The sequence below is a fragment of the Streptomyces sp. ATCC 21386 genome, from assembly GCF_018728545.1.
Taxonomy (GTDB): domain Bacteria; phylum Actinomycetota; class Actinomycetes; order Streptomycetales; family Streptomycetaceae; genus Streptomyces.
The window spans coordinates 9,685,357-9,707,623 of sequence record NZ_JAAVVL010000001.1 but is presented as its reverse complement, the minus strand read 5'-3'; the positions used below and the strand labels follow the sequence as shown (position 1 = coordinate 9,707,623).

At 69.7% G+C, this 22,267-nt stretch carries 18 protein-coding genes and 1 riboswitch; of the genes, 10 read left to right on the top strand and 8 right to left on the bottom strand.

Going from position 1 to position 22,267, the window contains the following annotated elements:
• Window positions 1-2: 2 nt before the first annotated feature.
• Window positions 3-380, bottom strand: coding sequence for a phage holin family protein (locus GWK25_RS41795; RefSeq protein WP_215456894.1), 378 nt, complete (start codon window positions 378-380; stop codon window positions 3-5).
• 57 nt (window positions 381-437) lie between these two features.
• Here GWK25_RS41795 and GWK25_RS41790 point away from each other — a divergent pair, with 57 nt between their 5' ends.
• The 4 genes from GWK25_RS41790 to GWK25_RS41775 all read left to right on the top strand — a co-directional run bounded on the left by GWK25_RS41790 (window position 438) and on the right by GWK25_RS41775 (window position 3,136).
• Window positions 438-755, top strand: coding sequence for a cupin domain-containing protein (locus GWK25_RS41790; RefSeq protein WP_033530837.1), 318 nt, complete (start codon window positions 438-440; stop codon window positions 753-755).
• Between the two features lie 163 nt (window positions 756-918).
• Window positions 919-1,131, top strand: coding sequence for a DUF5326 family protein (locus GWK25_RS41785; protein WP_215456892.1), 213 nt, complete (start codon window positions 919-921; stop codon window positions 1,129-1,131).
• Window positions 1,132-1,874: 743 nt separating this feature from the next.
• Window positions 1,875-2,600, top strand: a complete 726-nt coding sequence (locus GWK25_RS41780; protein ID WP_215456890.1) for an IclR family transcriptional regulator — start codon at window positions 1,875-1,877, stop codon at window positions 2,598-2,600.
• 98 nt (window positions 2,601-2,698) lie between these two features.
• A complete protein-coding gene (locus tag GWK25_RS41775; protein ID WP_215456888.1) occupies window positions 2,699-3,136 on the top strand; it encodes an SsgA family sporulation/cell division regulator in 438 nt (145 codons plus the stop codon).
• Window positions 3,137-3,165: 29 nt separating this feature from the next.
• Here GWK25_RS41775 and GWK25_RS41770 read toward each other — a convergent pair whose 3' ends face one another.
• A complete protein-coding gene (locus tag GWK25_RS41770; protein WP_215456886.1) occupies window positions 3,166-4,680 on the bottom strand; it encodes a YibE/F family protein in 1,515 nt (504 codons plus the stop codon).
• A gap of 71 nt (window positions 4,681-4,751) precedes the next feature.
• Window positions 4,752-4,908, top strand: a riboswitch (TPP riboswitch).
• Between GWK25_RS41770 and thiC the strand changes: the two genes are divergently transcribed.
• Entirely contained in the window at window positions 4,901-6,727 is a 1,827-nt protein-coding gene (gene thiC / locus GWK25_RS41765) for a phosphomethylpyrimidine synthase ThiC (RefSeq protein WP_251829275.1), read from the top strand. It overlaps the preceding riboswitch by 8 nt.
• A gap of 202 nt (window positions 6,728-6,929) precedes the next feature.
• On the opposite strand, the gene GWK25_RS41760 is transcribed toward thiC, so the two are convergent.
• The 3 genes from GWK25_RS41760 to GWK25_RS41750 form a co-directional block, all read right to left on the bottom strand.
• Entirely contained in the window at window positions 6,930-7,808 is an 879-nt protein-coding gene (locus tag GWK25_RS41760) for a hypothetical protein (RefSeq protein ID WP_215456883.1), read from the bottom strand.
• A gap of 183 nt (window positions 7,809-7,991) precedes the next feature.
• Window positions 7,992-9,071, bottom strand: a complete 1,080-nt coding sequence (locus GWK25_RS41755; protein ID WP_215456880.1) for a metallophosphoesterase — start codon at window positions 9,069-9,071, stop codon at window positions 7,992-7,994.
• 214 nt (window positions 9,072-9,285) lie between these two features.
• Window positions 9,286-10,398 carry a LacI family DNA-binding transcriptional regulator gene (locus GWK25_RS41750; protein ID WP_215456879.1) on the bottom strand — a complete coding sequence of 371 codons (1,113 nt, stop codon included), beginning with the start codon at window positions 10,396-10,398 and terminating at the stop codon, window positions 9,286-9,288.
• A gap of 424 nt (window positions 10,399-10,822) precedes the next feature.
• Here GWK25_RS41750 and hisC point away from each other — a divergent pair, with 424 nt between their 5' ends.
• The 5 genes from hisC (at window position 10,823) to GWK25_RS41725 (ending at window position 19,645) form a co-directional block, all read left to right on the top strand.
• Window positions 10,823-11,902, top strand: coding sequence for a histidinol-phosphate transaminase (gene hisC / locus GWK25_RS41745; RefSeq protein WP_215456878.1), 1,080 nt, complete (start codon window positions 10,823-10,825; stop codon window positions 11,900-11,902).
• A gap of 248 nt (window positions 11,903-12,150) precedes the next feature.
• Window positions 12,151-13,659 (top strand): cytochrome ubiquinol oxidase subunit I, encoded by a 1,509-nt coding sequence (locus tag GWK25_RS41740; RefSeq protein ID WP_215456877.1) that lies wholly within the window; start codon window positions 12,151-12,153, stop codon window positions 13,657-13,659.
• A 27-nt stretch (window positions 13,660-13,686) separates the two neighbouring features.
• Complete coding sequence (gene cydB / locus GWK25_RS41735) at window positions 13,687-14,691, top strand: cytochrome d ubiquinol oxidase subunit II (RefSeq protein ID WP_215456876.1); 1,005 nt, start codon at window positions 13,687-13,689, stop codon at window positions 14,689-14,691.
• Between the two features lie 98 nt (window positions 14,692-14,789).
• Window positions 14,790-18,296, top strand: a complete 3,507-nt coding sequence (cydD, locus tag GWK25_RS41730) for a thiol reductant ABC exporter subunit CydD (RefSeq protein ID WP_215457942.1) — start codon at window positions 14,790-14,792, stop codon at window positions 18,294-18,296.
• 275 nt (window positions 18,297-18,571) lie between these two features.
• Complete coding sequence (locus tag GWK25_RS41725) at window positions 18,572-19,645, top strand: peptidoglycan DD-metalloendopeptidase family protein (RefSeq protein ID WP_215456875.1); 1,074 nt, start codon at window positions 18,572-18,574, stop codon at window positions 19,643-19,645.
• A gap of 23 nt (window positions 19,646-19,668) precedes the next feature.
• Here GWK25_RS41725 and GWK25_RS41720 read toward each other — a convergent pair whose 3' ends face one another.
• From GWK25_RS41720 to GWK25_RS41710, 3 genes are all read right to left on the bottom strand, one after another.
• A complete protein-coding gene (locus tag GWK25_RS41720) occupies window positions 19,669-20,538 on the bottom strand; it encodes an HAD family hydrolase (RefSeq protein WP_215456874.1) in 870 nt (289 codons plus the stop codon).
• A gap of 162 nt (window positions 20,539-20,700) precedes the next feature.
• The gene (locus tag GWK25_RS41715) at window positions 20,701-21,603 is read right to left on the bottom strand and encodes an LLM class flavin-dependent oxidoreductase (protein ID WP_215456872.1); all 903 of its coding nucleotides are present in this window, start codon (window positions 21,601-21,603) and stop codon (window positions 20,701-20,703) included.
• Window positions 21,604-21,640: 37 nt separating this feature from the next.
• On the bottom strand, window positions 21,641-22,189 hold the full coding sequence (locus tag GWK25_RS41710; protein ID WP_215456870.1) for an RNA 2'-phosphotransferase: 549 nt from the start codon (window positions 22,187-22,189) through the stop codon (window positions 21,641-21,643).
• Window positions 22,190-22,267 lie beyond the last annotated feature (78 nt).

The window sequence follows — 22,267 nt, the reverse complement described above, 5'->3', positions numbered from 1 at the left end:
CCTCAGTCGCCGTCGGGCAGGACGAGGGAGAGCGCCCACGAGACGATCGAGATGATCAGGCCGCCGAGCACGGCGGTCCAGAAGCCCTCCACGTGGAAGCTCAGGTCGAGGACGTCGGCCAGCCAGGAGGTGAGCAGGAGCATCAGGGCGTTCACGACCAGCGTGAACAGGCCGAGCGTGAGTATGAACAGGGGGAGGGTCAACAGGCTCACGAGCGGCTTGACCACCGCGTTCACCAGGCCGAAGACGAGGGCGACCAGCAGCAGCGTGCCGACCTTCTTGCCCGTGCTGTCCCCGGTCAGCGTGATCTTGTCGACCAGCCACACCGCGACCGCCAGGGCGCCCGCGTTGGCGATCGTCTTGACTAGGAAATTCATCATGTGTCTGATCGTGGCAGAAGCGATCGGTACGAGGACTGGGCAGGGGCGACTAAGTCGATGAAGGCATTCCGGTTGGATGAGCTGGAGGCGGAGCGCGCCGCCAACGACGGTGCCTATCTGCAGTTCCTGCGCGAGCGGAACATGTCGGTCGGCCTGTACGCACTCGATGCCGGTGAACTCGATCCGCAGAGGCCGCACAGTCAGGACGAGGTGTACCTCGTCGTGAGTGGCCGTGCCTCGCTCACGGTGGGGCTGGAGACGACCCAGGTGGCACGCGGCAGTGTCGTGTACGTGCCGGCCGGGGTCGCCCACAAGTTCCACCACATCACCGAGGACCTGAGGGTCGTGGTGGTGTTCTCTCCGCCGGAGGGCTGACGTCCGCTTCGGCGTTCCCTAGGGGGACGATCAGGGACGGACAAGGGCTGCGAAGCCCCCGGAACGCCCTCGCACCGCCCTAGCATCGATGACAGGACAGCAGTAGGCCCGGAATCAGTGTCCCGGTGGCGGGCGACGGGTGGAGACACAGGGAGCAAGGCCGATGCGGGAGATCTTCGCGGGGATGCCGTGGTGGGTGAAGTGGATCGCGGTGCCGGTCATCGCCCTGCTGGTGTTCGGAGGGCTGATACTCAGCGTCGTCCAAGTCGTGGTGGGCCTGCTTTTCAAGGTGCTGGTCTTCGTGGCGCTGGTCGGCGGACTGATCTACGTCGTCAGGAAGTTCACGGCGGGATCCTCGTCGCGCGGCGACTGGTGAGCCGTCAGCGCCGTGCAACGGCTGTGGCGTGAGTGGGTGAGCCCGGTCAGGGCGCACCGGTAACAGGAACGTGAGGTTCCCTCGCCAGGGGGAAGTTTCCCGGCGGGGCCGTCTGCGGGCGGTGACGGGCGGCTAGAGTCCGGAAACTCGCCGCGGGATCGAATCCCGCGGGCGGCGCATCTCCTCCCGTGTCCCCCGCACGGGCGGCCCTCCTCGCGCTTCGGGAGCGACCCTTGGCCACGGCTGACACCGCACCAGCAGAACCGCTCTCCCCGTCCGGTCGGCCACGCTCACGGTCGCCTCAGAACACGGTGCCTCCCACGCAGCCGGGTCCCAGATCGACGCCTGCGACGGCTGCCGAGCCGCCACGTGCCCGGGCCCCGGAGACGCATGGCCCTCCGGCAGCTCCGCGGGCGACGCCCTCGACTGCCCTGGCGCCTCCTGTGCAGCCCCGTACCTCGCCGGGTGAGGAGAACGTGCGGCGGCCCGAGCCTTCGGCGCCCGGGAAGCGGGCGCAGCGTTCGGCGGGCGCGGGATCGGCCCCGGCGCCGGCGCGGGGACCGTCATCGCCGACCGGGACCGAGGCGCAGCCGTCGGCACCACAGCTTCGGAACCAGGCGCAGGCGACGGGGTTCGTCCGCTCGGCGCGGTCCCTCGGTCACGGGCCGGGGAGAGGGGGCCGCATCCCCTCTCCCGCGCCGCCGACCGTGCCGGAGGCGAACTCCGGGACCCTCATCGGATCCGTGCAGAGGGCGATGCGGCTGCTGGAGGCCGTCGCCGAGCGGGAACACGGAGCACCCGCCAAACAGTTGGCACGGGACGCCGGTCTCGCGCTGCCCACGGCCTACCACCTGCTTCGCACCCTGGTGCACGAGGGTTATCTGCGCCGGGAGAAGGGCCTGTTCTTCCTCGGTGAGGCGGCGGAGAGGCTGAGCAGCAGCGGAGCGCAGCAGAAACGTCGCAGCACGGTGAGCGAGGCGCTGGCGCACTGGCGCGACACCCTGGGCGTCCCCGTCTACTTCGCCACCTACCGGGACGGCGAGATCGAGGTCATGTGCGTCGCCGACAGCCCGAGCATCCCTGCCGTCGAGGAATGGGCCGACTTCCGCGAGACGGCGCACGCCCACGCCGTCGGACAGTGCCTGCTGTCCCAACTGAGCGAGGAGGCCCGCCTCGACCACCTGGACCGCCACCCGGCTCAGTCCCTCACCCCGTACACGGTTCGCGACGAGGAGACGCTCCTCCGGCGCCTCGGGCGCCTCGGGCGCATGGAACCGGTGGTGGAGCACCAGGAGTACGCCCTCGGGACGGTCTGTGCCGCGCTTCCCCTCACCGTGGGGGCGACTGCCGGGGCCCTCGCCATCTCGCTGCCCTCGCACCAGGCGGCCCGACTGATGCCGGTGGCCCATCAGTTGCAGACGGAGATCGGGAAGCTGCTAGGGACACTCGCGATCTCTATCAGCATCTGAAAAATCACTCCTTGTGATCTCTCGTGTACTTTCAGCAAACTTCCAGGGGTGTCAGGCGGATGATTCCTGGCCAGTCGACGATCACGGCGGGGTAGGCGATGCGCGAGTCGGTACAGGCAGAGGTCATGATGAGCTTCCTCGTCTCGGAAGAACTCTCCTTCCGTATTCCGGTGGAGCTGCGTTACGAGACCTGTGATCCCTACGCCGTGCGGCTGACCTTTCATCTGCCCGGAGATGCCCCGGTGACCTGGGCGTTCGGGCGGGAGTTGCTCATCGACGGAGTCGGGCGGCCGTGCGGGGACGGGGACGTCCACATCGCGCCCGCCGACCCGGAGACGTTCGGCGAGGTCCTGATCCGCCTGCAGGTGGGGAGCGACCAGGCGATGTTCCGGGTCGGCACGGCGCCGCTGGTGGCCTTCCTGGACCGCACGGACAAGATCGTGCCGCTGGGGCAGGAGCGTTCCCTCGCCGACTTCGACGCCCTGCTCGACGAGGCGCTGGACCGCATCCTGGCCGAGGAGCAGAGCGCGGGCTGAACGTTACGGCGCCGGGGTGACGTAACGCTTCAGCGCTTGCGGCGGCGCCCCCTTCCACCACGGGCCGGAGCGGAGGCGGACGCAGCTTCGGCGCTGTTCGGACGGTCGGCGGAGACGACCAGGGCGGCCAGCGCGGTGGTCACCGGCACCGATGCGACCAGGCCGATCGAGCCGACGAGCGTGCGCACGATCTCCTCCGCGACGAGCTCGCTGTTGGCGACCGTGCCGACACTGCTCTGCGCGATCGAGAAGAGCAGGAGCAGCGGCAGCGCGGCACCGGCATAGGCCAGAACGAGAGTGTTGACCACCGATGCGATGTGGTCGCGGCCGATCCGGATGCCCGCGCGGTACAGGTTCCGCCAGCCCATCATCGGATTGGCCTCGTGCAGCTCCCACACCGCCGACGTCTGGGTGACCGTCACGTCGTCGAGCACGCCGAGCGAGCCGATGATGACGCCCGCGAGCAACAGGCCGCTCATGTCGATCGTCGGGTACAGCCCATGGATCAGACCGGTGTTGTCGTCCGTGTTGCCGGTCAGGTAGGCCGAGCCGATGAAACCCGAACCCAACAGGCCGATCAACAGCAGCGAGATCAGGGTGCCGATCACCGCCACGGAGGTCCGGGCCGAGAGCCCGTGGCACATGTAGAGGGCGATGAGCATGATGGCGCTCGCCCCGACCACCGCCACCACCAGCGGGTTCGAACCCTGCAGGATGGCCGGCAGGATGAAGAGGGTCAGCACCAGGAAGCTGATGGCCAGCGCCACCAGGGCCATGAGACCGCGCATCCGGCCCACGGCCACCACGGCGAGTGCGAAGATCCCGGCGAGCAGCACCATCGGGAACTTCCGGTTCACATCGGTCACCGAGTACTGCAAATCCTTGGGCGCGGCGGGTTCGTAGGCGACCACGACCTCCTGGCCCTGCTCCAACTGCCGTGACTGGTCGGGCTGGACGATCTCGGTGAAGGTACGGCCCTTGTCGTCACCGGTGTCGACCCGGACCGTGGCCTTCTTGCAGGTGCCGTTCGCCTGCTGCTGGGCCGACGAGCCCTCGGCGGTGGACGTGTCGCCGGTCGGGGTCCCGCCCGAGGCGTTCACCGACGAACAGCTGACCTCTTCGACCTTGGTGACGGTGGCCTGCTGTGTCTGTCGGTCGAAGCCCACCCCGGTGCGTTCGTGGGCCGGGGCGCCGCCGGGCCAGAGCACGACGAGACCCACGACGACCGCGGTCGCGAAGGGGATCAGCACCGCCGCGATGACCTTGCGCAGGTGCTGCGACACGGGCGCGGCGGGACCGTGGCCATGGCTGTGCGAATGGCCGTGGCCGCCACCGGAGGACGGGCCTTGGTCGTGCCCTCCGCCGGAGCCGTGTCCCCCGCCGGAGCCGTGTCCCCCTCCAGAGCCAGGGCCGCCGCCGGAGCCGTGGCCGCCTCCGGAGCCGTATCCATGGCCACCGTCGGAGCCACGGCCATGGCCGTTTCCAGGGCCATGGCCGTGGGGCGGCTCGTGGGGCGGAGGCGGGGGCTGCTGCGTCGTGGTCACCGACCGATCATCGCAAGAACGAGCGATGCCCACTGTTCACCGCGCCACATCTGCCGCTAGCGTGGAGGCACCTTTGCACACGCGGGAGCTCGGAGCACCGGGCTGAGAGGGCGCTGACCTCCGCAGACGCGATGTTTCACGTGGAACATCGTCGGGCGGAAATTGCTGCGTCGACCGCTGAACCTGTTACCGGGTAATGCCGGCGTAGGGAGTAGGTCTCATGACCATCGAGGACACACGCACGCCTGCCTCCAGCCAGACGGACGGGGCATCCGCCGCGTCCCCGGGTGAGAACAGCCAGGGTGAACAGCCCCTGGAGGCCGGGAAGTCCATCGGCTGGCACAAGGCGTACATCGAGGGCTCACGCCCCGATCTGCGGGTGCCGGTCCGCCAGGTGCATCTCACCAACGGACAGTCCGTCACCCTGTACGACACCTCCGGTCCGTACACCGATCCGACCGCGGAGACCGACGTCAGGCGGGGACTGCTCCCCCTGCGCGAGAACTGGATCATCGCCAGGGGAGACACTGAGGAGTACGCGGGCCGTCCCGTCCGCCCCGAGGACGACGGGATCAAGCACACCTCGCCACGCGGCGGGCTGCGCAACCTCGACGCGGTGTTCCCGGGGCGGCCGCGCCAGCCGCGCCGGAGCCGCGACGGCCAGGCCGTGACCCAACTCGCGTACGCACGACGCGGGGAGATCACACCCGAGATGGAGTACGTGGCCGTTCGGGAGAACGTCTCGCCGGAGGTCGTCCGCGAGGAGATCGCCGCAGGCCGGGCCGTACTGCCCGCTAACGTCAATCACCCCGAGATCGAGCCGATGATCATCGGGAAGCGGTTCCTGGTGAAGGTCAACGCCAACATCGGCAACTCCGCGGTCACCTCCTCCATCGAGGAGGAGGTCGAGAAGATGACCTGGGCGACCCGCTGGGGCGCCGACACGGTCATGGACCTGTCCACCGGCCGGAACATCCACACCACCCGCGAGTGGGTGCTGCGCAACTCCCCCGTCCCCATCGGCACGGTGCCGCTGTACCAGGCGCTGGAGAAGGTCGACGGCAAGGCCGAGGAGCTCACCTGGGAGATCTACAAGGACACCGTCATCGAGCAGGCCGAACAGGGCGTGGACTACATGACGGTCCACGCGGGTGTGCGCCTCGCGTATGTGCCGCTCACCGCGAACCGCAAGACCGGCATCGTCTCGCGCGGTGGTTCGATCATGGCGGCCTGGTGTCTCGCCCACCACAAGGAGTCGTTCCTCTACGAGAACTTCGAGGAACTGTGCGAGATCCTCGCCGCCTACGACGTCACCTACTCCCTCGGTGACGGCCTGCGGCCCGGTTCCATCGCCGACGCCAACGACGAGGCCCAGTTCGCGGAGTTGCGCACGCTCGGGGAACTCAACCGGACGGCGAAGCGTTTCCACGTACAGACCATGATCGAAGGCCCGGGCCATGTCCCGATGCACAAGATCAAGGAGAACATCGACCTGCAGCAGGAGATCTGCGATGAGGCTCCGTTCTATACGCTCGGCCCGCTGACGACGGACGTCGCACCGGCGTACGACCACATCACCTCGGGCATAGGCGCCGCGATGATCGCGTGGTGGGGCACGGCGATGCTCTGCTACGTCACGCCCAAGGAGCACTTGGGACTGCCCAATCGCGACGACGTGAAGACCGGCGTCATCACCTACAAGATCGCGGCCCACGCGGCGGACCTCGCCAAGGGGCACCCGGGCGCACAGGAGTGGGACGACGCGTTGTCGGACGCTCGCTTCGAGTTCCGCTGGGAGGACCAGTTCAACCTGGCCCTCGACCCCGATACGGCCCGCGAGTTCCACGACGAGACCCTCCCGGCGGAGCCGGCCAAGACGGCTCACTTCTGCTCCATGTGCGGTCCGAAGTTCTGCTCGATGAAGATCTCCCAGGACATCCGTCGTGAGCACGGTGGTTCCCGGGCCGACATCGAGGCGGGTATGGCCCAGAAGTCCAAGGAGTTCGCCGAGGCGGGGAACCGGGTCTATCTGCCGATGGCGGACTGAGGGGCGACGAGGGATCGGGGCACGGCGGCGGGAGCGTTCACGTACGGCCGAGGGACCGGGGCTCGGTCGTGGCTCCTGCTGCCTGGACGCGGTGCCTCGTGCTTGCGTGCGGACCGCGGTCCCCGGGCGACGAGCGGTGCTCTTCCGGCCGTTGCCGGGAGAGCCCGCTGCCGCGGTGTGGGCGGTGGCCTGAGGCCTGTTGTCAGTCCGGCTGGTGTTCCGGGCCGCCGAAGTCCGGGCTGGAGAAGTCCGGGCTGCTGTAACTGGGCCGGGAGCCGGAGCTGCCGCTGTCCGGGCTGCTGCTGAAGCTCGGACGGTTGTAGCCGAGATGCGGCATACGGCTGGGCGGGGCCGGACGGTCCGGCTCCAGCAGCAGAGCAGGACCCGGGTTCGCGAGGGCGTCGCGGAGGAACGGCAGGATGCCGCGCTCCAGGAGGGCTTCGCGCCAGGCTTCCCTGGCCCGGGTCAACTCCTCGTTCAGCTCGCTGCGCGCTCCGTCGTCGAGGAGCGCGGTGGCGTTGTTGCGCAGGGCCGTGAGCAGGAGGCCGACCGCGGCCACCAGGATCGCCGCCGCGGTGACCGCACCGAAGACCCAACCCGTGGTGAGGAGGGTCTCGGCGATCGCCCGCTCGGGGTCGAGCACCTTCATGACGTACCCCACGAGCAGGAAGAGCACCGCCGCGGTTCCGGCGAGGACCGGAGCGAGTACTGCGGCGACCGCACCGGCGCCCGCCCCCGCCGCCTCCGTGACCTCGCCCACGGTGGCGGCGAGGTTCACCGTGGAGCCGTCCGGCTCGCTGGAGCCGGGCGCGGTCCTCTCGGAGGCGGGCGTGGCGGCCGACGGAGGGCTGCGGAACTCGTCGCGGACCTTGACGTAGTACTGGTATTCGGTTGCCGCGGCGGCCGTGATGATCGCCGAGGCGTTGAGGGCCATCGTGCGCAGCTGTTCGGTGTTGAGCCGCTGGAGACCGGCGGCGAATTCCGGGCGGTGTGGTGCGGAGCGCAGCGCCTCGCCGAGGATCCGCTCGTACTCCTGGCGGTCCTCACTGAGCAGGTGCTGCGGAACGCTGTTCATCTGCATCCCCCGATGCTCCGTAGGGCTTGTGGCTCGGCATGCTGACGAGCCGTCGGGCAGAAACGGAGGGGAGCCTGCTACGGATAAGCCGATGGTAGAGCGGTGACGGCAGGCGGTGACAGGGGGTTTGAAGAAATTGGCACCTGGCCAGCGAAGTCTTCCGACCGGGAACGCCTGCCCGCTGACGGCTCAGGTAGGCAGGGGAAGTTCCTGGACCAGCAGCTTTCCGGCCATGGTGACACCGCCGTCCATGGCGACGGCCAGACCGTCCGCATAGGTGTACGGTCCGTCGACCGAGGGGCCCGCGCCGTCCTCGCCGTCCTCCGAGCCGACCTCTCCCAGGAGGTAGGGAATCGGGCTGTGACCGTGGACGATGCGGGTGCCGCCGTAGGTTTCGAGCAGCGAGCGCACGGCGTCGGCGCCGCCCTCGTCCCGGAAGGCGAAGCGGCGGGTGAACTTGCGGAAGAGGTCCCAGACCTCGTCCGCGTCGTTGCGCGTGATCGTCTCGCGGATGGTGTCGTTGACCGCCTCGATGGAGTCGCCGTAGTCGCGGTAGGCGGTGGTGTCGGAGTGCACCAGAAGGTGGCCGTCGACCTCCTCCATGGCGTCCAGACGGGCCATCCACTGGAGGTGGTGGTCCTGGAGGCGGTCCATGTCGGTCTTCTGGCCGCCGTTGAGGAGCCAGGCGGCCTGGAAGGTGGCCGTGCCCGCTCCGGAGTTGACGGGGGTGTCGCCGAACCGCTTGGCGCCCAGCAGCAGCAGCTCGTGGTTGCCCATGAGTGCCTTGCAGTAGCCGCCGGCCGCGGCGGCCTCGGCGGACAGGCGCATCACGAGGTCGATGACGCCGATGCCGTCCGGACCCCGGTCGGTGAAGTCGCCGAGGAACCAGAGCCGGGCGGTGCCCGCCGACCAGTTGCCCGCGGCGTCGACGAGGCCCTTCTCGCGGAGCGCGGCGAGGAGCTCGTCCAGGTAGCCGTGGACGTCCCCCACGACGAAGAGCGGGCTCGGCCGGACGGAGGACGGCTCGGCTGCCGCGGCCTCCGGGTCGATCACGACCTGGAGGGTGTCGCCCCGGTTGATCACCGGAAGGTCTCGCTGGGTCGGGGTGTATCCCTCGGGGTAGCCCTCGGGATCCCCGGCGGGCCCGGCGGCTTCGCCGGGCTCCGCGGAGTGTCCGTACGGACCGGCCTCGTGGACGTACGCGGGCACGCGGAAATCGCGCACCGTCGGCGTCCGCACCTCGGGTCCCTGACCGGCCCCCTGCGTCATCGACCCCTCCACCACCATCGCCCGCATCTGCACCGCATCGGACTGCCTGGTCGCGACGGTCCGCGGTGTGTGCGCCCATCATAGGAATGCGGATCGCGCCGTGTGATGACCCAGGGGTGGTGAAATGGCGCAGGGCCCCAGTTCACCGCGGTTTTCTCCCGAATTGGGCGGGGCTCACCCCGCCCGATTCCCGTTCGGATCCGCAAGTGGGACGTCAACCCGCTTCAGGTGATCGTGGCGGGCTGACCGTCGTACGCGGTGGACGCCGCTCGGACGAGGTCCGCACGATCAGCTCCGTCGGTATCACCTGCTCGACCGGCTGGTCCGATTCGACCCCCTCGATCGCGTCGATGAGGAGCTGGACCACGGCCGTGCCGATCCGACGCGGCTTCAGCGACAGCGTGGTGATCGGCGGCTCGGTGGACGCGTACACGGAGGACTCGCTGCAGCAGACGAGCAGCAGGTCGTCGGGGACGCGCAGACCGTAACGCCGGGCCGCGGCGAGCAGATCGGTGCCGTTCGGGTCGAAGAGGCCGTAGACCGCGTCCGGGCGGTCCGGGCGGGCCAGCAGTCGGTCGGCCGCGACGGCTCCGGCGCACGGATCGTGCGCCGGATAGGACTCGTAGACGGGATCCTGGCCCACGCGCTCGCACCAGCGCAGGTACGCGGTGGTGGAGAGGTGGGTGTACGTGTCCGTCGAGGTGCCGGTGAGGAGTCCGATCCGGCGGGCGCCCGCGTCGGCCAGGTGGTCGAGGATGCCGAGGACGGCGGCCTCGTGGTCGTTGTCGACCCACGCGGTGACCGGCAGCGTGCCGGCCGGCCGGCCGTCGGAGACCACCGGTAATCCCTGGCGGACCAGTTCGCTGACGACCGGGTCGTGGTCGGAGGGGTCGATGACCACGGTGCCGTCCAGGGCGACGTTCGACCACACGTCGTGTCGCGAGGTCGCGGGGAGGATCACCAGGGCGTAGCCCCGGGCCAGCGCGGCCGAGGTGGCTGCCCGCGCCATTTCCGCGAAGTACGCGAACTCGGTGAAGGTGAAAGGTTCATCCCCGTAGGTGGTCACGGTCAGGCCGATGAGGCCCGACTTGCCGGTTCTGAGGGTTCGGGCGGCCGCCGAGGGGCGGTAGCCAAGTCGGTCGGCGACCTCGCGTACATGGCGTCGGGTGGCGTCCGGGAGCCGGCCCTTGCCGTTGAGGGCGTCGGAAACGGTCGTGATGGAGACTCCGGCGGCGGCGGCCACATCCCGGATGCCCGCCCGGCCAGACCGGCTGCCTCGGCGGGGAGTTTCCGCGCGGCTCACCTGGTGCTTCCCTGCTGCTGTCATGGCGAGCCGATAGTAGGGCTCATGCGGTGGGGTAGTGCGGACGCATATGCACTCGTTGACAGGCACGTTTCTGCAAGGTCATAAAGGGGTAATTCCCTTGCATTGCAAGGGAGTTGAGAGCTCAGATGTCAGGACGTGACTTGTCGACGCGCATGGGCCTGCCAAGTAGCTGATGTTTCGAAGAGGTCTCAACTCACCTGGACGGGTGATGCGCGCTACGGCGTGAGCCACCGGCGCGCGCGTCCACAAGGGACGCGCCCCCTGATTCGTACACCTTCGTGCGCTGATGCCCCTGGGGCGGGTGTGGCGGCGGAGGCGTGGGCACGGTACGGACGCCGCTACGGACGTGGTTGTCCACAGGCCATTCGCAGGGGCGCCGAATCCTCATAAGGTGAGAAGCATTGAGTCGATGAGGAGGACTGCGGTGAGCGAGACAAGCCCCAAGCTGCGAGCCGAGCTGGAGGGGATTCCCACCTACAAGCCCGGCAAGCCGGCCGCGGCGGGCGGCCCGGTGGCGTACAAGCTGTCCTCCAACGAGAACCCGTATCCGCCGCTGCCCGGCGTGCTGGAGAGCGTGACGGGGTCGGCCGCGTCCTTCAACCGGTACCCGGACATGGCGTGCACGGGGCTCATGAGCGAGCTCGCGGACCGCTTCGGGGTGCCGGTCACGGATCTCGCCACAGGCACCGGCTCGGTCGGTGTGGCCCAGCAGCTGGTGCAGGCGACCTCGGGGCCGGGCGACGAGGTGATCTACGCCTGGCGGTCGTTCGAGGCGTATCCGATCATCACCCAGATCAGCGGGGCCACGTCCGTGCAGGTGCCCCTGACGCCGGGCGATGTTCACGACCTGGACGCGATGGCGGACGCGATCACCGACCGGACCCGGCTGATTTTCGTCTGCAACCCGAACAATCCGACAGGCACGGCGGTCCGCCGTGCCGAGTTGGAGCGGTTCCTCGACCGGGTGCCCGGTGATGTGCTGGTGGTGCTGGATGAGGCATACCGCGAGTTCGTACGGGATGTCGAGGTTCCGGACGGCGTCGAGTTCTACCGCGAGCGGTCGAACGTCTGCGTGTTGCGCACCTTCTCGAAGGCGTACGGGCTCGCGGGGCTCCGCGTGGGGTTCGCGATCGCTCACGAGCCGGTGGCGGCCGCGCTGCGGAAGACGGCCGTGCCGTTCGGTGTGAGCCAGCTCGCACAGGACGCCGCCGTCGCCTCGCTGCGCGCCGAGGACGAGCTGCTGGGCCGGGTCGGTTCGCTGGTCTGTGAGCGGAACCGGGTGGTCGAGGCGCTGCGCGGCCAGGGGTGGACGGTGCCGGAGACGCAGGCGAACTTCGTGTGGCTGCGGCTGGGGGAGCGAACCGTCGAGTTCGCCGGTGCGTGTGAGCAGGCCGGTGTCGTGGTGCGGCCGTTCCCGGGCGAGGGTGTGCGCGTGACGATCGGCGAGACCGAGGCGAACGACATCTTCCTCAGGGTGACGGAAGAGTTCCGCAAGGAGCTCTAGATTGTCGATGCTCTTCCGTGGCGAGGGGCCGGGGGTTTCCCCGGCCCCTTTTCCTATGGGCTGACGTGCCTGTTTGCGCCATAGGTCGATCGGTCCAGGCTTAGGGACCCCCCGCCCGTCGAGGCCCGAACGCGTATGCGTCATAATTGCTTGTGAATGTGAACGCGTTCACAAGCGCGTCCTGGTTGTCCTGAGATGTGTGTCATCGGGACAGGCTGCCGCAGTGCCACGGCATGTAAGGAGAAGACGTGGATCTCGCTCTGGCGCCGGAGACTCTGGCGCGATGGCAGTTCGGCATCACGACCGTCTACCACTTCCTCTTCGTCCCCCTGACGATCTCGCTCGCCGCGCTGACCGCGGGCCTGCAGACCGCCTGGGTGCGCTCAGGGAAGGAGAAGTACCTCCAGGCCACCAAGTTCTGGGGCAAGCTGTTCCTGATCAACATCGCGATGGGTGTCGTCACCGGCATCGTCCAGGAGTTCCAGTTCGGTATGAACTGGTCCGACTACTCCCGCTTCGTCGGTGATGTCTTCGGAGCTCCGCTCGCCTTCGAGGCGCTGATCGCCTTCTTCTTCGAGTCCACCTTCATCGGCCTGTGGATCTTCGGCTGGGACAAGCTCCCGCAGAAGATCCATCTGGCCTGCATCTGGATGGTCTCCATAGGCACGATCCTGTCGGCGTACTTCATCCTCGCGGCCAACTCCTGGATGCAGCACCCGGTCGGCTACCGGATCAACGAGGCGAAGGGCCGGGCCGAGCTCACCGACTTCTGGCTCGTCCTGACCCAGAACACCGCGCTCACCCAGGTCTTCCACACCCTCGCGGCGGCCTTCCTCGCCGGCGGAGCCTTCATGGTCGGCATCGCCGCCTTCCACCTGGCCCGCAAGAAGCACATCCCGATGATGAAGACCTCGCTGCGCCTCGGTCTGGTCACCGTAGTGATCGCCGGCATGCTCACCGCCATCAGCGGCGACCTCCTCGGCAAGGTCATGTTCAAGCAGCAACCGATGAAGATGGCGGCCGCCGAGGCCCTGTGGGACGGCGAGGCGCCCGCGCCGTTCTCCGTCTTCGCCTACGGAGACGTCGACGAGGGCCACAACAAGGTGGCCATCGAGATCCCCGGCCTGCTGTCCTTCCTCGCCAACGACGACTTCGACTCGTACGTCCCGGGCATCAACGACGTCAACAAGTCCGAGCAGGAGAAGTTCGGGCCCGGTGACTACCGGCCCAACATCCCCGTCGCCTACTGGGGTTTCCGCTGGATGATCGGCTTCGGCATGGCGTCCGTCGCGATCGGCGCGGTCGGCCTCTGGCTCACCCGGCGGAAGTTCCTGCTGCCGCAGCATCTGCGGGTCGGCGACGACGAGGTGCCGCATCTCGTACTGCTGCCGAAGAAGGCCCTCGGTCCGACGCTCACCAAGTGGTACTGGCGCATCGCGGTCCTGACCCTGGGCTTCCCGCTGATCGCCAGCTCCTGGGGCTGGATCTTCACCGAGATGGGCCGTCAGCCCTGGGTCGTCTACGGCGTGCTGCGCACCGAGGACGCGGTCTCCCCCGGTGTCTCCCAGGGTGAGGTCATCACCTCGATGATCGTCTTCACCGCGCTGTACGCGATCCTCGCCGTCGTCGAGGTCAAGCTGCTCGTGAAGTACGTCAAGGCTGGGCCGCCCGAGCTGACGGAGGCCGACCTCAACCCGCCCACGAAGATCGGCGGCGACTCCCGTGACGCCGACAAGCCGATGGCCTTCTCGTACTAGGCCGCACCGGGCCAAGGGAGCACAGTCATGGAACTTCACGACGTCTGGTTCGTCCTCATCGCCGTCCTGTGGATCGGCTACTTCTTTCTGGAGGGCTTCGACTTCGGGGTCGGTGTCCTCACCAAACTGCTGGCCCGGAACCGTCCGGAGAAGCGGGTCCTCATCAACACCATCGGACCCGTCTGGGACGGCAACGAGGTCTGGCTGCTCTCCGCGGGCGGCGCGACCTTCGCCGCCTTCCCCGAGTGGTACGCGACCCTCTTCTCCGGCTTCTATCTGCCGCTGCTGCTCATCCTGGTCTGCCTGATCGTCCGCGGTGTGGCGTTCGAGTACCGGGTGAAGCGGCCCGAGGAGAAGTGGCAGCGCAACTGGGAGACAGCGATCTTCTGGACCTCGCTGCTCCCCGCCTTCCTGTGGGGCGTGGCCTTCGCCAACATCGTGCGCGGGGTGAAGATCGACCGCGACTTCGAGTACGTGGGCGGTCTCACCGACCTGCTCAACCCGTACGCCCTGCTGGGCGGACTGGTCACGCTGACCCTGTTCACCTTCCACGGAACGGTGTTCGTCGGCCTCAAGACGGTCGGGGACATCCGTGAGCGGGCGCGCACCCTGGCACTGCGGGTGGGTGCCGTGACGGCCGGAGTGGCGCTGCTCTTCCTGCTCTGGACTCAGCTCGAGAAGGGTGACGGTGCTTCACTGGTCGCTGCGGTCGTGGCCGTGGCCGCACTGGTGGTGGCGCTGGCGGCGGTTCGGGCGGGGCGCGAGGGCTGGGCATTCGCCCTGTCGGGGGTCACCATCGTGGCCGCCGTCGCGATGCTCTTCCTGACGCTCTTCCCGAACGTCATGCCGTCCTCGCTGAACGAGGACTGGAGCCTCACCGTCACCAACGCCTCGTCCAGCCCGTACACCCTGAAGATCATGACCTGGTGCGCGGCCATCGCCACACCGGTGGTCATGCTCTATCAGGGGTGGACCTACTGGGTGTTCCGCAAGCGGATCGGTACGCAGCACATCGCCGAGTCGGTGCACTGAGTCGCGGTGAGGGGTGTGTTTGGCGATGTTTCACGTGAAACACACCCCTCCAGGCCGAAGAGGCATGTTTCACGTGAAACATGCCTGCTGAGAAGAGGGTGTTTCACGTGAAACCGATCGACCCACGACTGCTGCGGTACGCGCGTGCCACTCGCTTCTTCCTGGTGGTCGTCGTCGGACTGGGTGTTGCGGGAGCCGCGCTCGTCATCGCGCAGGCCATGCTCATCGCCGAAGTGGTGGTCGGGGCCTTCCAGCATGGGATGCCGGTCTCCGCACTCCGCACTCCCCTGCTGCTCCTGGTCGCGGTGGCGCTTGGCCGGGCTCTGGTCTCCTGGCTGACCGAACTGGCCGCTCACCGTGCGAGTGCGGCGGTGAAGTCGGAGCTGCGGGGCCGGCTGCTGGAACGGGCGACCGCGCTGGGGCCCGGTTGGCTGAGCGGGCAGCGCACCGGCTCACTGGTCGCCCTCGCCACCCGTGGGGTCGACGCGCTCGACGACTACTTCTCGCGTTACCTGCCGCAGTTGGGCCTCGCGGTCGTCGTGCCCGTCGCGGTCCTCGCGCGAATCGTCACCGAGGACTGGGTGTCGGCGGCGATCATCGTCGGCACCTTGCCGCTGATCCCTCTCTTCATGGTGCTCATCGGCTGGGCCACCCGCTCTCAGATGGACCGTCAGTGGCGGCTGCTGTCACAGCTGTCGGGGCACTTCCTGGATGTGGTGGCCGGGCTGCCGACGCTGAAGGTGTTCGGCCGGGCCAAGGCCCAGGCCGAGTCGATCAAGCGGATCACCGGTGAGTACCGCCGGGCGACCATGCGGACGCTGCGGATCGCCTTTCTGTCGTCCTTCGCGCTGGAGCTGCTCGCGACGATCTCGGTGGCCCTGGTCGCGGTCACCATCGGCATGCGGCTCGTGCACGGTGAGATGGACCTGTACATCGGATTGGTCATCCTCGTCCTGGCTCCCGAGGCGTATCTGCCCGTCCGGCAGGTGGGTGCCCAGTTCCATGCGGCCGCCGAGGGGCTCGCGGCCGCCGAGGAGATCTTCGAGGTCCTGGAGACCCCGGTACCGGCGTCCGGAACCGGGGCAGTGCCGCCCGTGAGTGAACTCCGCTTCGACGGGGTGACCGTCCGCTATCCCGGCCGGTCGTACGACGCCGTCTCCGACGTCACCTTCACCGTGGCCCCCGGTGAGACGGCGGCCCTCGTCGGACCGAGTGGCGTGGGCAAGTCGACCCTGCTGAGTGTCCTGTTGGGGTTCACGGAGGTCACCTCCGGCGGGGTGAGGATCGGGGGAGCCGACCTCGCCTCGCTCGACCTGGACGCATGGCGATCGCAGGTGGCCTGGGTGCCGCAGCGGCCGCATCTGTACGCAGGGTCGATCGCGGAGAACGTACGGCTGGCCCGTCCGGACGCGGACGACACGGCGATACGACGGGCTCTCGCCGACGCGGGAGCCCTCGATTTCGTGGACGCCCTGCCCGCCGGGGCCGACACGGTTCTCGGTGAGGACGGCGTCGGACTCTCCGCCGGACAGCGACAGCGCCTCGCTCTCGCCCGGGCGTTCGTCGCCGACCGCCCCGTGCTGCTTCTCGACGAGCCGACAGCCTCGTTGGACGGGGAGACCGAGGCGGAGGTCGTGGAGGCGGTGCGGCGGCTGGCCGTGGGCCGGACCGTGCTGTTGGTGGTTCACCGTCCGGCCCTGCTGGGGGTGGCGGACCGGGTGGTGCGGCTGGAGGAGGCCACCGGGCGCGGGGCGGCACCGTCCGCCGAGAGCGACCGGGTGCCGGCCGCCTCCCCTCGGTCGGAACGGCAGGAGGCACCGGAGTCGACAGCCGGGGAAGACTTGCCGCTGGAGCGGCGCGGAGGCGTGCTGAGCCGGGTCCGTCGGATGGCCGGACCGCGACGGGGCCGGCTCACTCTGGCGCTACTGCTCGGCAGTCTCGCGCTGGGCAGTGCGGTCGGGCTGATGGCGACCTCCGGATGGCTGATCTCGCGGGCCTCGCAGCAACCTCCGGTGCTGTATCTGATGGTCGCGGTGACAGCGACGAGGGCGTTCGGGATCGGACGGGCGGTGTTCCGGTACACCGAGCGGCTGGTGTCGCACGACGCCGTGCTGCGGATGCTGGCCGACACACGGGTGGCCGTCTACCGACGGCTCGAACGACTGGCACCCGCAGGACTGCGCACGATCCGCCGGGGCGACCTGCTCTCACGGCTGGTCGCCGACGTCGACGCGCTCCAGGACTACTGGGTGCGCTGGCTGCTGCCCGCCGGGGCGGCGGTGACCGTCTCCGCCGCCTCCGTCGGTTTCACCGCCTGGCTGCTGCCCGAGGCGGGAGCCGCGCTGGCCGTCGGTCTGCTCGCAGCCGGTGCCGGGGTGCCCCTCGTGACCGGGGCCGTGGCGCGACGGGCGGAGTACCGGCTGGCGCCGGCCCGTGGGGTGCTGGCCACGCGCGTGGCCGATCTGCTCACCGGCACCGCCGAGTTGGCGGTCGCGGGCGCCCTGCCCGCGCGTACGGCAGAGGCACGCCGGGCCGACCGGGTGCTCACCAGGATCGCCTCCCGGGCCGCCACGGCCACCGCGCTCGGCGACGGGCTCACTGCGCTCGTCTCCGGACTCACCGTCGCCGCGACCGCGCTCTTCGGCGCCCAGGCGGTGGTCGACGGACGGCTGAGCGGAGTGGCCATGGCCGTCGTCGTGCTCACCCCGCTGGCCGCGTTCGAGGCGGTGCTGGGAATGCCGCTCGCCGTCCAGTTCCGCCAGCGGGTGCGCAGGAGCGCGGAGCGCGTGTACGAGGTGCTGGACACTCCCGACCCGGTCCGCGAACCGGAGGAGTCGGCCGAGGCGCCGGTGTCGCCGTTCCCGCTGCGGCTCGAAGGGCTCGGCGCGCGGTACGCCGGGCAGGACCGGAACGTGCTCACCGCGCTGGACCTCACCCTCGAAGAGGGCCGCAGGATCGCCGTGGTCGGCGTCTCGGGGGCGGGCAAGACGACGCTCGCGCAGGTGCTGTTGCGGTTCCTGGACGCGTGCGAGGGGACCTACACGCTGGGCGGTGTGGACGCGCGCACGCTCGACGGGGACGCCGTACGGCGGCTCGTGGGGTTGTGTGCCCAGGACGCGCACCTCTTCGACAGTTCGGTGCGGGAGAACCTGCTGCTCGCCCGCAAGGACGCCGGTGAGGCGGAGTTGCGGGACGCACTCGCGCGGGCTCGGCTGCTCGACTGGGCGGACGAACTGCCGGACGGGCTCGACACCTTGATCGGCGAACACGGGGCGCGGCTGTCGGGCGGCCAGCGTCAGCGGCTCGCGCTCGCCCGCGCGCTCCTGGCCGATTTCCCGGTCCTCGTTCTCGACGAGCCGGCGGAGCACCTGGACCTGCCGACGGCCGACGCGCTCACCGCGGATCTGCTGGCCGCGACCGAGGGTCGTACGACCCTGCTGATCACCCATCGGCTGGCCGGCCTCGAAGCGGTGGACGAAGTCGTCGTCCTGGCGGCGGGGCGCGTCGTGCAGCGCGGGACCTACGCGGAACTGGCCCTGGCGGAAGGCCCCTTGCGGGAGATGGTGGAACGGGAGGCGGCGGGGGAGCTGCTGGCCGCGGTCTGAGCGTCTCGTGGGTGCCCTGGCTGCCGGTCCCAGTCGGCCGATCCCTGGCCGCCGGGCCCGTTTCGCCGGTCGCGCCGCCGCCCCGCCGGTCGCCGATGATCTGCTGATCAGGCCCGCGTTCGGCACGGGTGTGCCCGGGTTGCAAGGGGCCGCGCCGAACGCCCCGCTGTCCGGCCCCTGTTCGGCTCAGTCGCTTGGCCCGTACGGGGCTGAGTGTCCCCCGGCCGTACGACTCGAACAGGACTGCGGCGCGGGTCAGGTCCACGATCGCTGCTATGCGCTTCTCTCGCCGACACTCGCTGCTTGTCGCCCTGGTGCTGTGCGCCTCGGTCACCGTCGCGGCCCGGCCTGCGGCGGCCGACGGCGATCGCGGCGGGTCCGGCGGGGCCTCGGGAGCGTCCGCGAAGGAGGGCATCAGCGTCCGGGTGGCGAGGCTGTTCGGGGAGGCGGCAGTGGCCACCCAGCGGTACGAGGCGGGCCGGCAGGCGGCGGAGGCGCAGAGGGCGCGGACGGAGCGACTGGAGAAGCTCCTCACCCGGGAGCGGAAGCAGATCGCCGTGCTCAACGCCGATCTCGGCCGCATCGCGCGCGCCCAGTACCGCGAGGGTGGCGGGGTGCCGTACACCGCGCAGATGTTGTTCGCGAAGGACACCGAAGAGCTGATGCGAGGCCGGCGGGCGGTCTGGCAGGCCGATCTGGCCGTCAACAACGCGGTGGCCAAGAGCCGTCGCGCGGAGACGCGGCTGGCCGCGGACGAGGCCGAGGCGACCAAGGCGTGGCAGGCACTGGAGGAGTGGAGGACCGGGCTCGCCGGGATCAAGAAGACGATCGAGCAGAAGCTCGAAGAGGCGCAATGGACGCTTCAGGGCCAGGCCGACGAGGCGGTCGCGGCCGGTGCCTGCCGGGGAGCCGTCCGCCTGGAGCAACCGGACGGCAAGCCGCGGAGCAGGTGGGTGGCTCCGGTGGCCACGTACGAACTCTCCGCGGGCTACGGCAGCGGTGGTGAACGCTGGGCCAGTCAGCACACCGGTCAGGACTTCGCGGTGCCGATCGGTACGCCGGTACGGGCGGTCGGTGCGGGCCGCGTGGTGAAGGTGTCGTGCGGGGGCGCCTTCGGCATCGAGATCGTCGTCGAGCACGCGGGCGGCTACTTCACGCAGTACGCGCACCTCGCCGCCGTCACCGTCGATCAGGGGGACCGTGTGGGACCGGGCCAGTGGATCGGCCAGTCGGGCACCACCGGCAACTCCACGGGACCCCACCTGCACTTCGAGGTACGGGTCACCCCGGAGCTGGGCTCGGGGGTGGATCCCGTGCCGTGGCTGCGGAAGCGCGGGGTGACGTTGTAGGCGGGCGCTGCGCCGGGCCTGGGCTACAGCCGCTCCGCCAGCAGGCGCTCGATCACTACCGCCACCCCGTCCTCGTTGTTGGCCACCGTCCGGCCGGAGGCCGCCGCGAGGACGTCCGGGTGCGCGTTGCCCATGGCGTAGGACTGGCCGGCCCAGGTGAGCATCTCGACGTCGTTCGGCATGTCCCCGAAGGCGACGACCTCCTCGTGGGAGATACCGCGCTCGGCGCAGCACAGGGCGAGGGTGCTGGCCTTGGAGACGCCCGGACCGCTGATCTCCAGCAGGGCGCTGGGGCTGGAGCGGGTGATGGTGGCACGGTCGCCGACGGCGATGCGCGCGGTGGCGAGGAAGTCGTCGGGGTCGATCGACGGGTGGTAGGCGAGGATCTTCAGCACCGGCTCGTGATCAGCCACACCACCCGGGGCCAGCAGCTTCTCGGCAGGCGCCAGGGTGTCGGGGATCTCCATGTGGAGCTTCGGGTACTCGGGCTCCTGGTTGAAGCCGTACGTCTGCTCGACCGCGTACACCGTGCCCGGCGCGGCCTCGCGCAGCAGCCGTACGGCGTCGAGCGCGTTCTCGCGGGCCAGCTCGCGGACCTTGACGAAGCTGTGGGTGCCGGGGCCGCCGTGCAGGTCGACCACGGCGGCGCCGTTTCCGCAGATCGCCAGGCCGTGGCCGTGCACGTGCTCGCTGACGACGTCCATCCAGCGGGCCGGGCGCCCGGTGACGAAGAAGACCTCGACGCCCGCTTCCTCGGCGGCCGCGAGGGCGGCGACGGTGCGGGGGGAGACCGACTTGTCGTCGCGGAGCAGGGTGCCGTCGAGGTCCGTGGCTATCAGCCGGAGCGGGACGGTCGGGGCCGGGGTCTCGGGCTGTCTCGTCGCTGAGGTCACGGGCCCCATTGTCGCGCATATGCGCGCACGGCCGTGCGGGCCCCGCACAACTGAGTGATCAAGGGCCCTGGCCGCCTCGCTGCCCGACCTGTTGCCGACGCCGTTCTCACGGGTGTGCCGACTGCGGTACGCGGCTCGGCCGCGACGGCTCCGGGAGAGCGGTCACCCCAGCTGGGCCGGGGCCTCCATGGCGATCCGCTCGAAGACCTTCTCGTCGGCGGCGAAGTCCGAGTCCGGGATCGGCCAGTGGATCACGAGGTCGGTGAAGCCCAGCTCGGCGTGGCGGCCCGCGAAGTCCACGAAGGCGTCGAGCGACTCCAGGGGGCGGCTTCGGTCCGGGGTGAAACCGGTGAGGAGGATCTTGTCGAGCCGGGACGCGTCGCGGCCGACCGCGGCGGCCGTGTCGGCCAGCTTCTCGACCTGCCCACGAATGGCGTGAACCGACTGTGCGGGTGTGCCCGTCTCGAACAGCTTCGGGTCCCCGGTGGTCACCCAGGCCTGCCCGTACCGGGCGGCCAGCCGCATTCCGCGCGGCCCGGTGGCGGCCACCGCGAAGGGCAGCCGGGGCCGCTGGACGCAGCCGGGGATGTTGCGTGCCTCGTGCGCCGAGTAGTGGTCGCCCTCGTACGAGACCGAGTCCTCGGTGAGCAGGCGGTCGAGCAGGGGGACGAACTCGGCGAGGCGGTCGGCGCGCTCTCGCGGTGTCCACGGTTCCTGGCCGAGCGCGGTGGCGTCGAAGCCGGTTCCGCCCGCGCCGACGCCCAGGGTCATCCGGCCGCCGGAGATGTCGTCGAGGGAGATGAGTTCCTTGGCGAGGGTGACCGGGTGCCGGAAGTTCGGCGAGGTCACGAGCGTGCCGAGGCGGATGCGGTCGGTGATGGCGGCCGCCGCGGTCAGGGTGGGCACGGCGCCGAACCACGGCCCGTCCCGGAAGGTGCGCCAGGACAGGTGGTCGTACGTGAAGGCGGTGTGGAACCCGAGCTGCTCGGCCCGCTGCCACATGTCACGGCCGCCCTCGTGCCAGCGGAGGTACGGCAGGATCACGGTGCTCAGACGCAGACTCATACCCCCGAGCGTAAGGGCACCCGTGGTGTGGTTCCGCTCAGTGCGACTCGGGAAACCGCAGGTAACGGGGTGGAACCGTCTCGGTCAGCCACACGCCGTTGTCGCTGACCCGGAAGACGTGGCCGTCGCGGTGCATGGCGCCCGCGTCCACCGACAGCACGATGGGGCGGCCCCGGCGGGCGCCGACACGGGTGGCGGTCTCGCGGTCGGGCGAGAGGTGCACGTCGTGCCGGTTCATGGCACGCAGTCCCTCGGCGCGGATCGCGCCCAGGTAGGCCGCGACCGTCCCGTGGTAGAGGTACGCGGGCGGGGTGGCCGGGGGCAGGCCGAGGTCGACCTCGACGGTGTGGCCCTGGTTGGCGCGGATCCGGTCGCCGTCGACGGCGAAGCGTCGCTTGTCGTTGACCTCGACCACATGGTCGAGCTCGGCCCTGGTGAAAGGGAAACCGTGGGCGGCGGCCGCTGCCATGAGCGTGTCGATCCCGACCCAACCGCCCTCGTCGAGCGTGAGCCCGATCCGCTCCGGCTGGTGTCGCAGGTGCTTCGAGAGGTACTTCGACACTCTCACGGTACGTCGTTCGTTCATCTCGCCAGCGTGCCCGGCGAGACCCGCGTCACGCACTTGATTTTGCCGCGGATGTTTGATCCACAGCCAAGTGTAGTT

What these genes read in the sequence shown, in the direction of transcription:
- GWK25_RS41795 (WP_215456894.1), bottom strand. Translation starts at nt 380, where the DNA reads ATGATGAATTTCCTAGTCAAGACGATCGCCAACGCGGGCGCCCTGGCG.
- GWK25_RS41790 (WP_033530837.1), top strand. Translation starts at nt 438, where the DNA reads ATGAAGGCATTCCGGTTGGATGAGCTGGAGGCGGAGCGCGCCGCCAAC.
- GWK25_RS41785 (WP_215456892.1), top strand. Translation starts at nt 919, where the DNA reads ATGCGGGAGATCTTCGCGGGGATGCCGTGGTGGGTGAAGTGGATCGCG.
- GWK25_RS41775 (WP_215456888.1), top strand. Translation starts at nt 2,699, where the DNA reads ATGCGCGAGTCGGTACAGGCAGAGGTCATGATGAGCTTCCTCGTCTCG.
- thiC (WP_251829275.1), top strand. Translation starts at nt 4,901, where the DNA reads ATGACCATCGAGGACACACGCACGCCTGCCTCCAGCCAGACGGACGGG.
- GWK25_RS41760 (WP_215456883.1), bottom strand. Translation starts at nt 7,808, where the DNA reads ATGCAGATGAACAGCGTTCCGCAGCACCTGCTCAGTGAGGACCGCCAG.
- GWK25_RS41755 (WP_215456880.1), bottom strand. Translation starts at nt 9,071, where the DNA reads ATGACGCAGGGGGCCGGTCAGGGACCCGAGGTGCGGACGCCGACGGTG.
- GWK25_RS41750 (WP_215456879.1), bottom strand. Translation starts at nt 10,398, where the DNA reads ATGACAGCAGCAGGGAAGCACCAGGTGAGCCGCGCGGAAACTCCCCGC.
- cydB (WP_215456876.1), top strand. Translation starts at nt 13,687, where the DNA reads ATGGAACTTCACGACGTCTGGTTCGTCCTCATCGCCGTCCTGTGGATC.
- GWK25_RS41725 (WP_215456875.1), top strand. Translation starts at nt 18,572, where the DNA reads ATGCGCTTCTCTCGCCGACACTCGCTGCTTGTCGCCCTGGTGCTGTGC.
- GWK25_RS41715 (WP_215456872.1), bottom strand. Translation starts at nt 21,603, where the DNA reads ATGAGTCTGCGTCTGAGCACCGTGATCCTGCCGTACCTCCGCTGGCAC.
- GWK25_RS41710 (WP_215456870.1), bottom strand. Translation starts at nt 22,189, where the DNA reads ATGAACGAACGACGTACCGTGAGAGTGTCGAAGTACCTCTCGAAGCAC.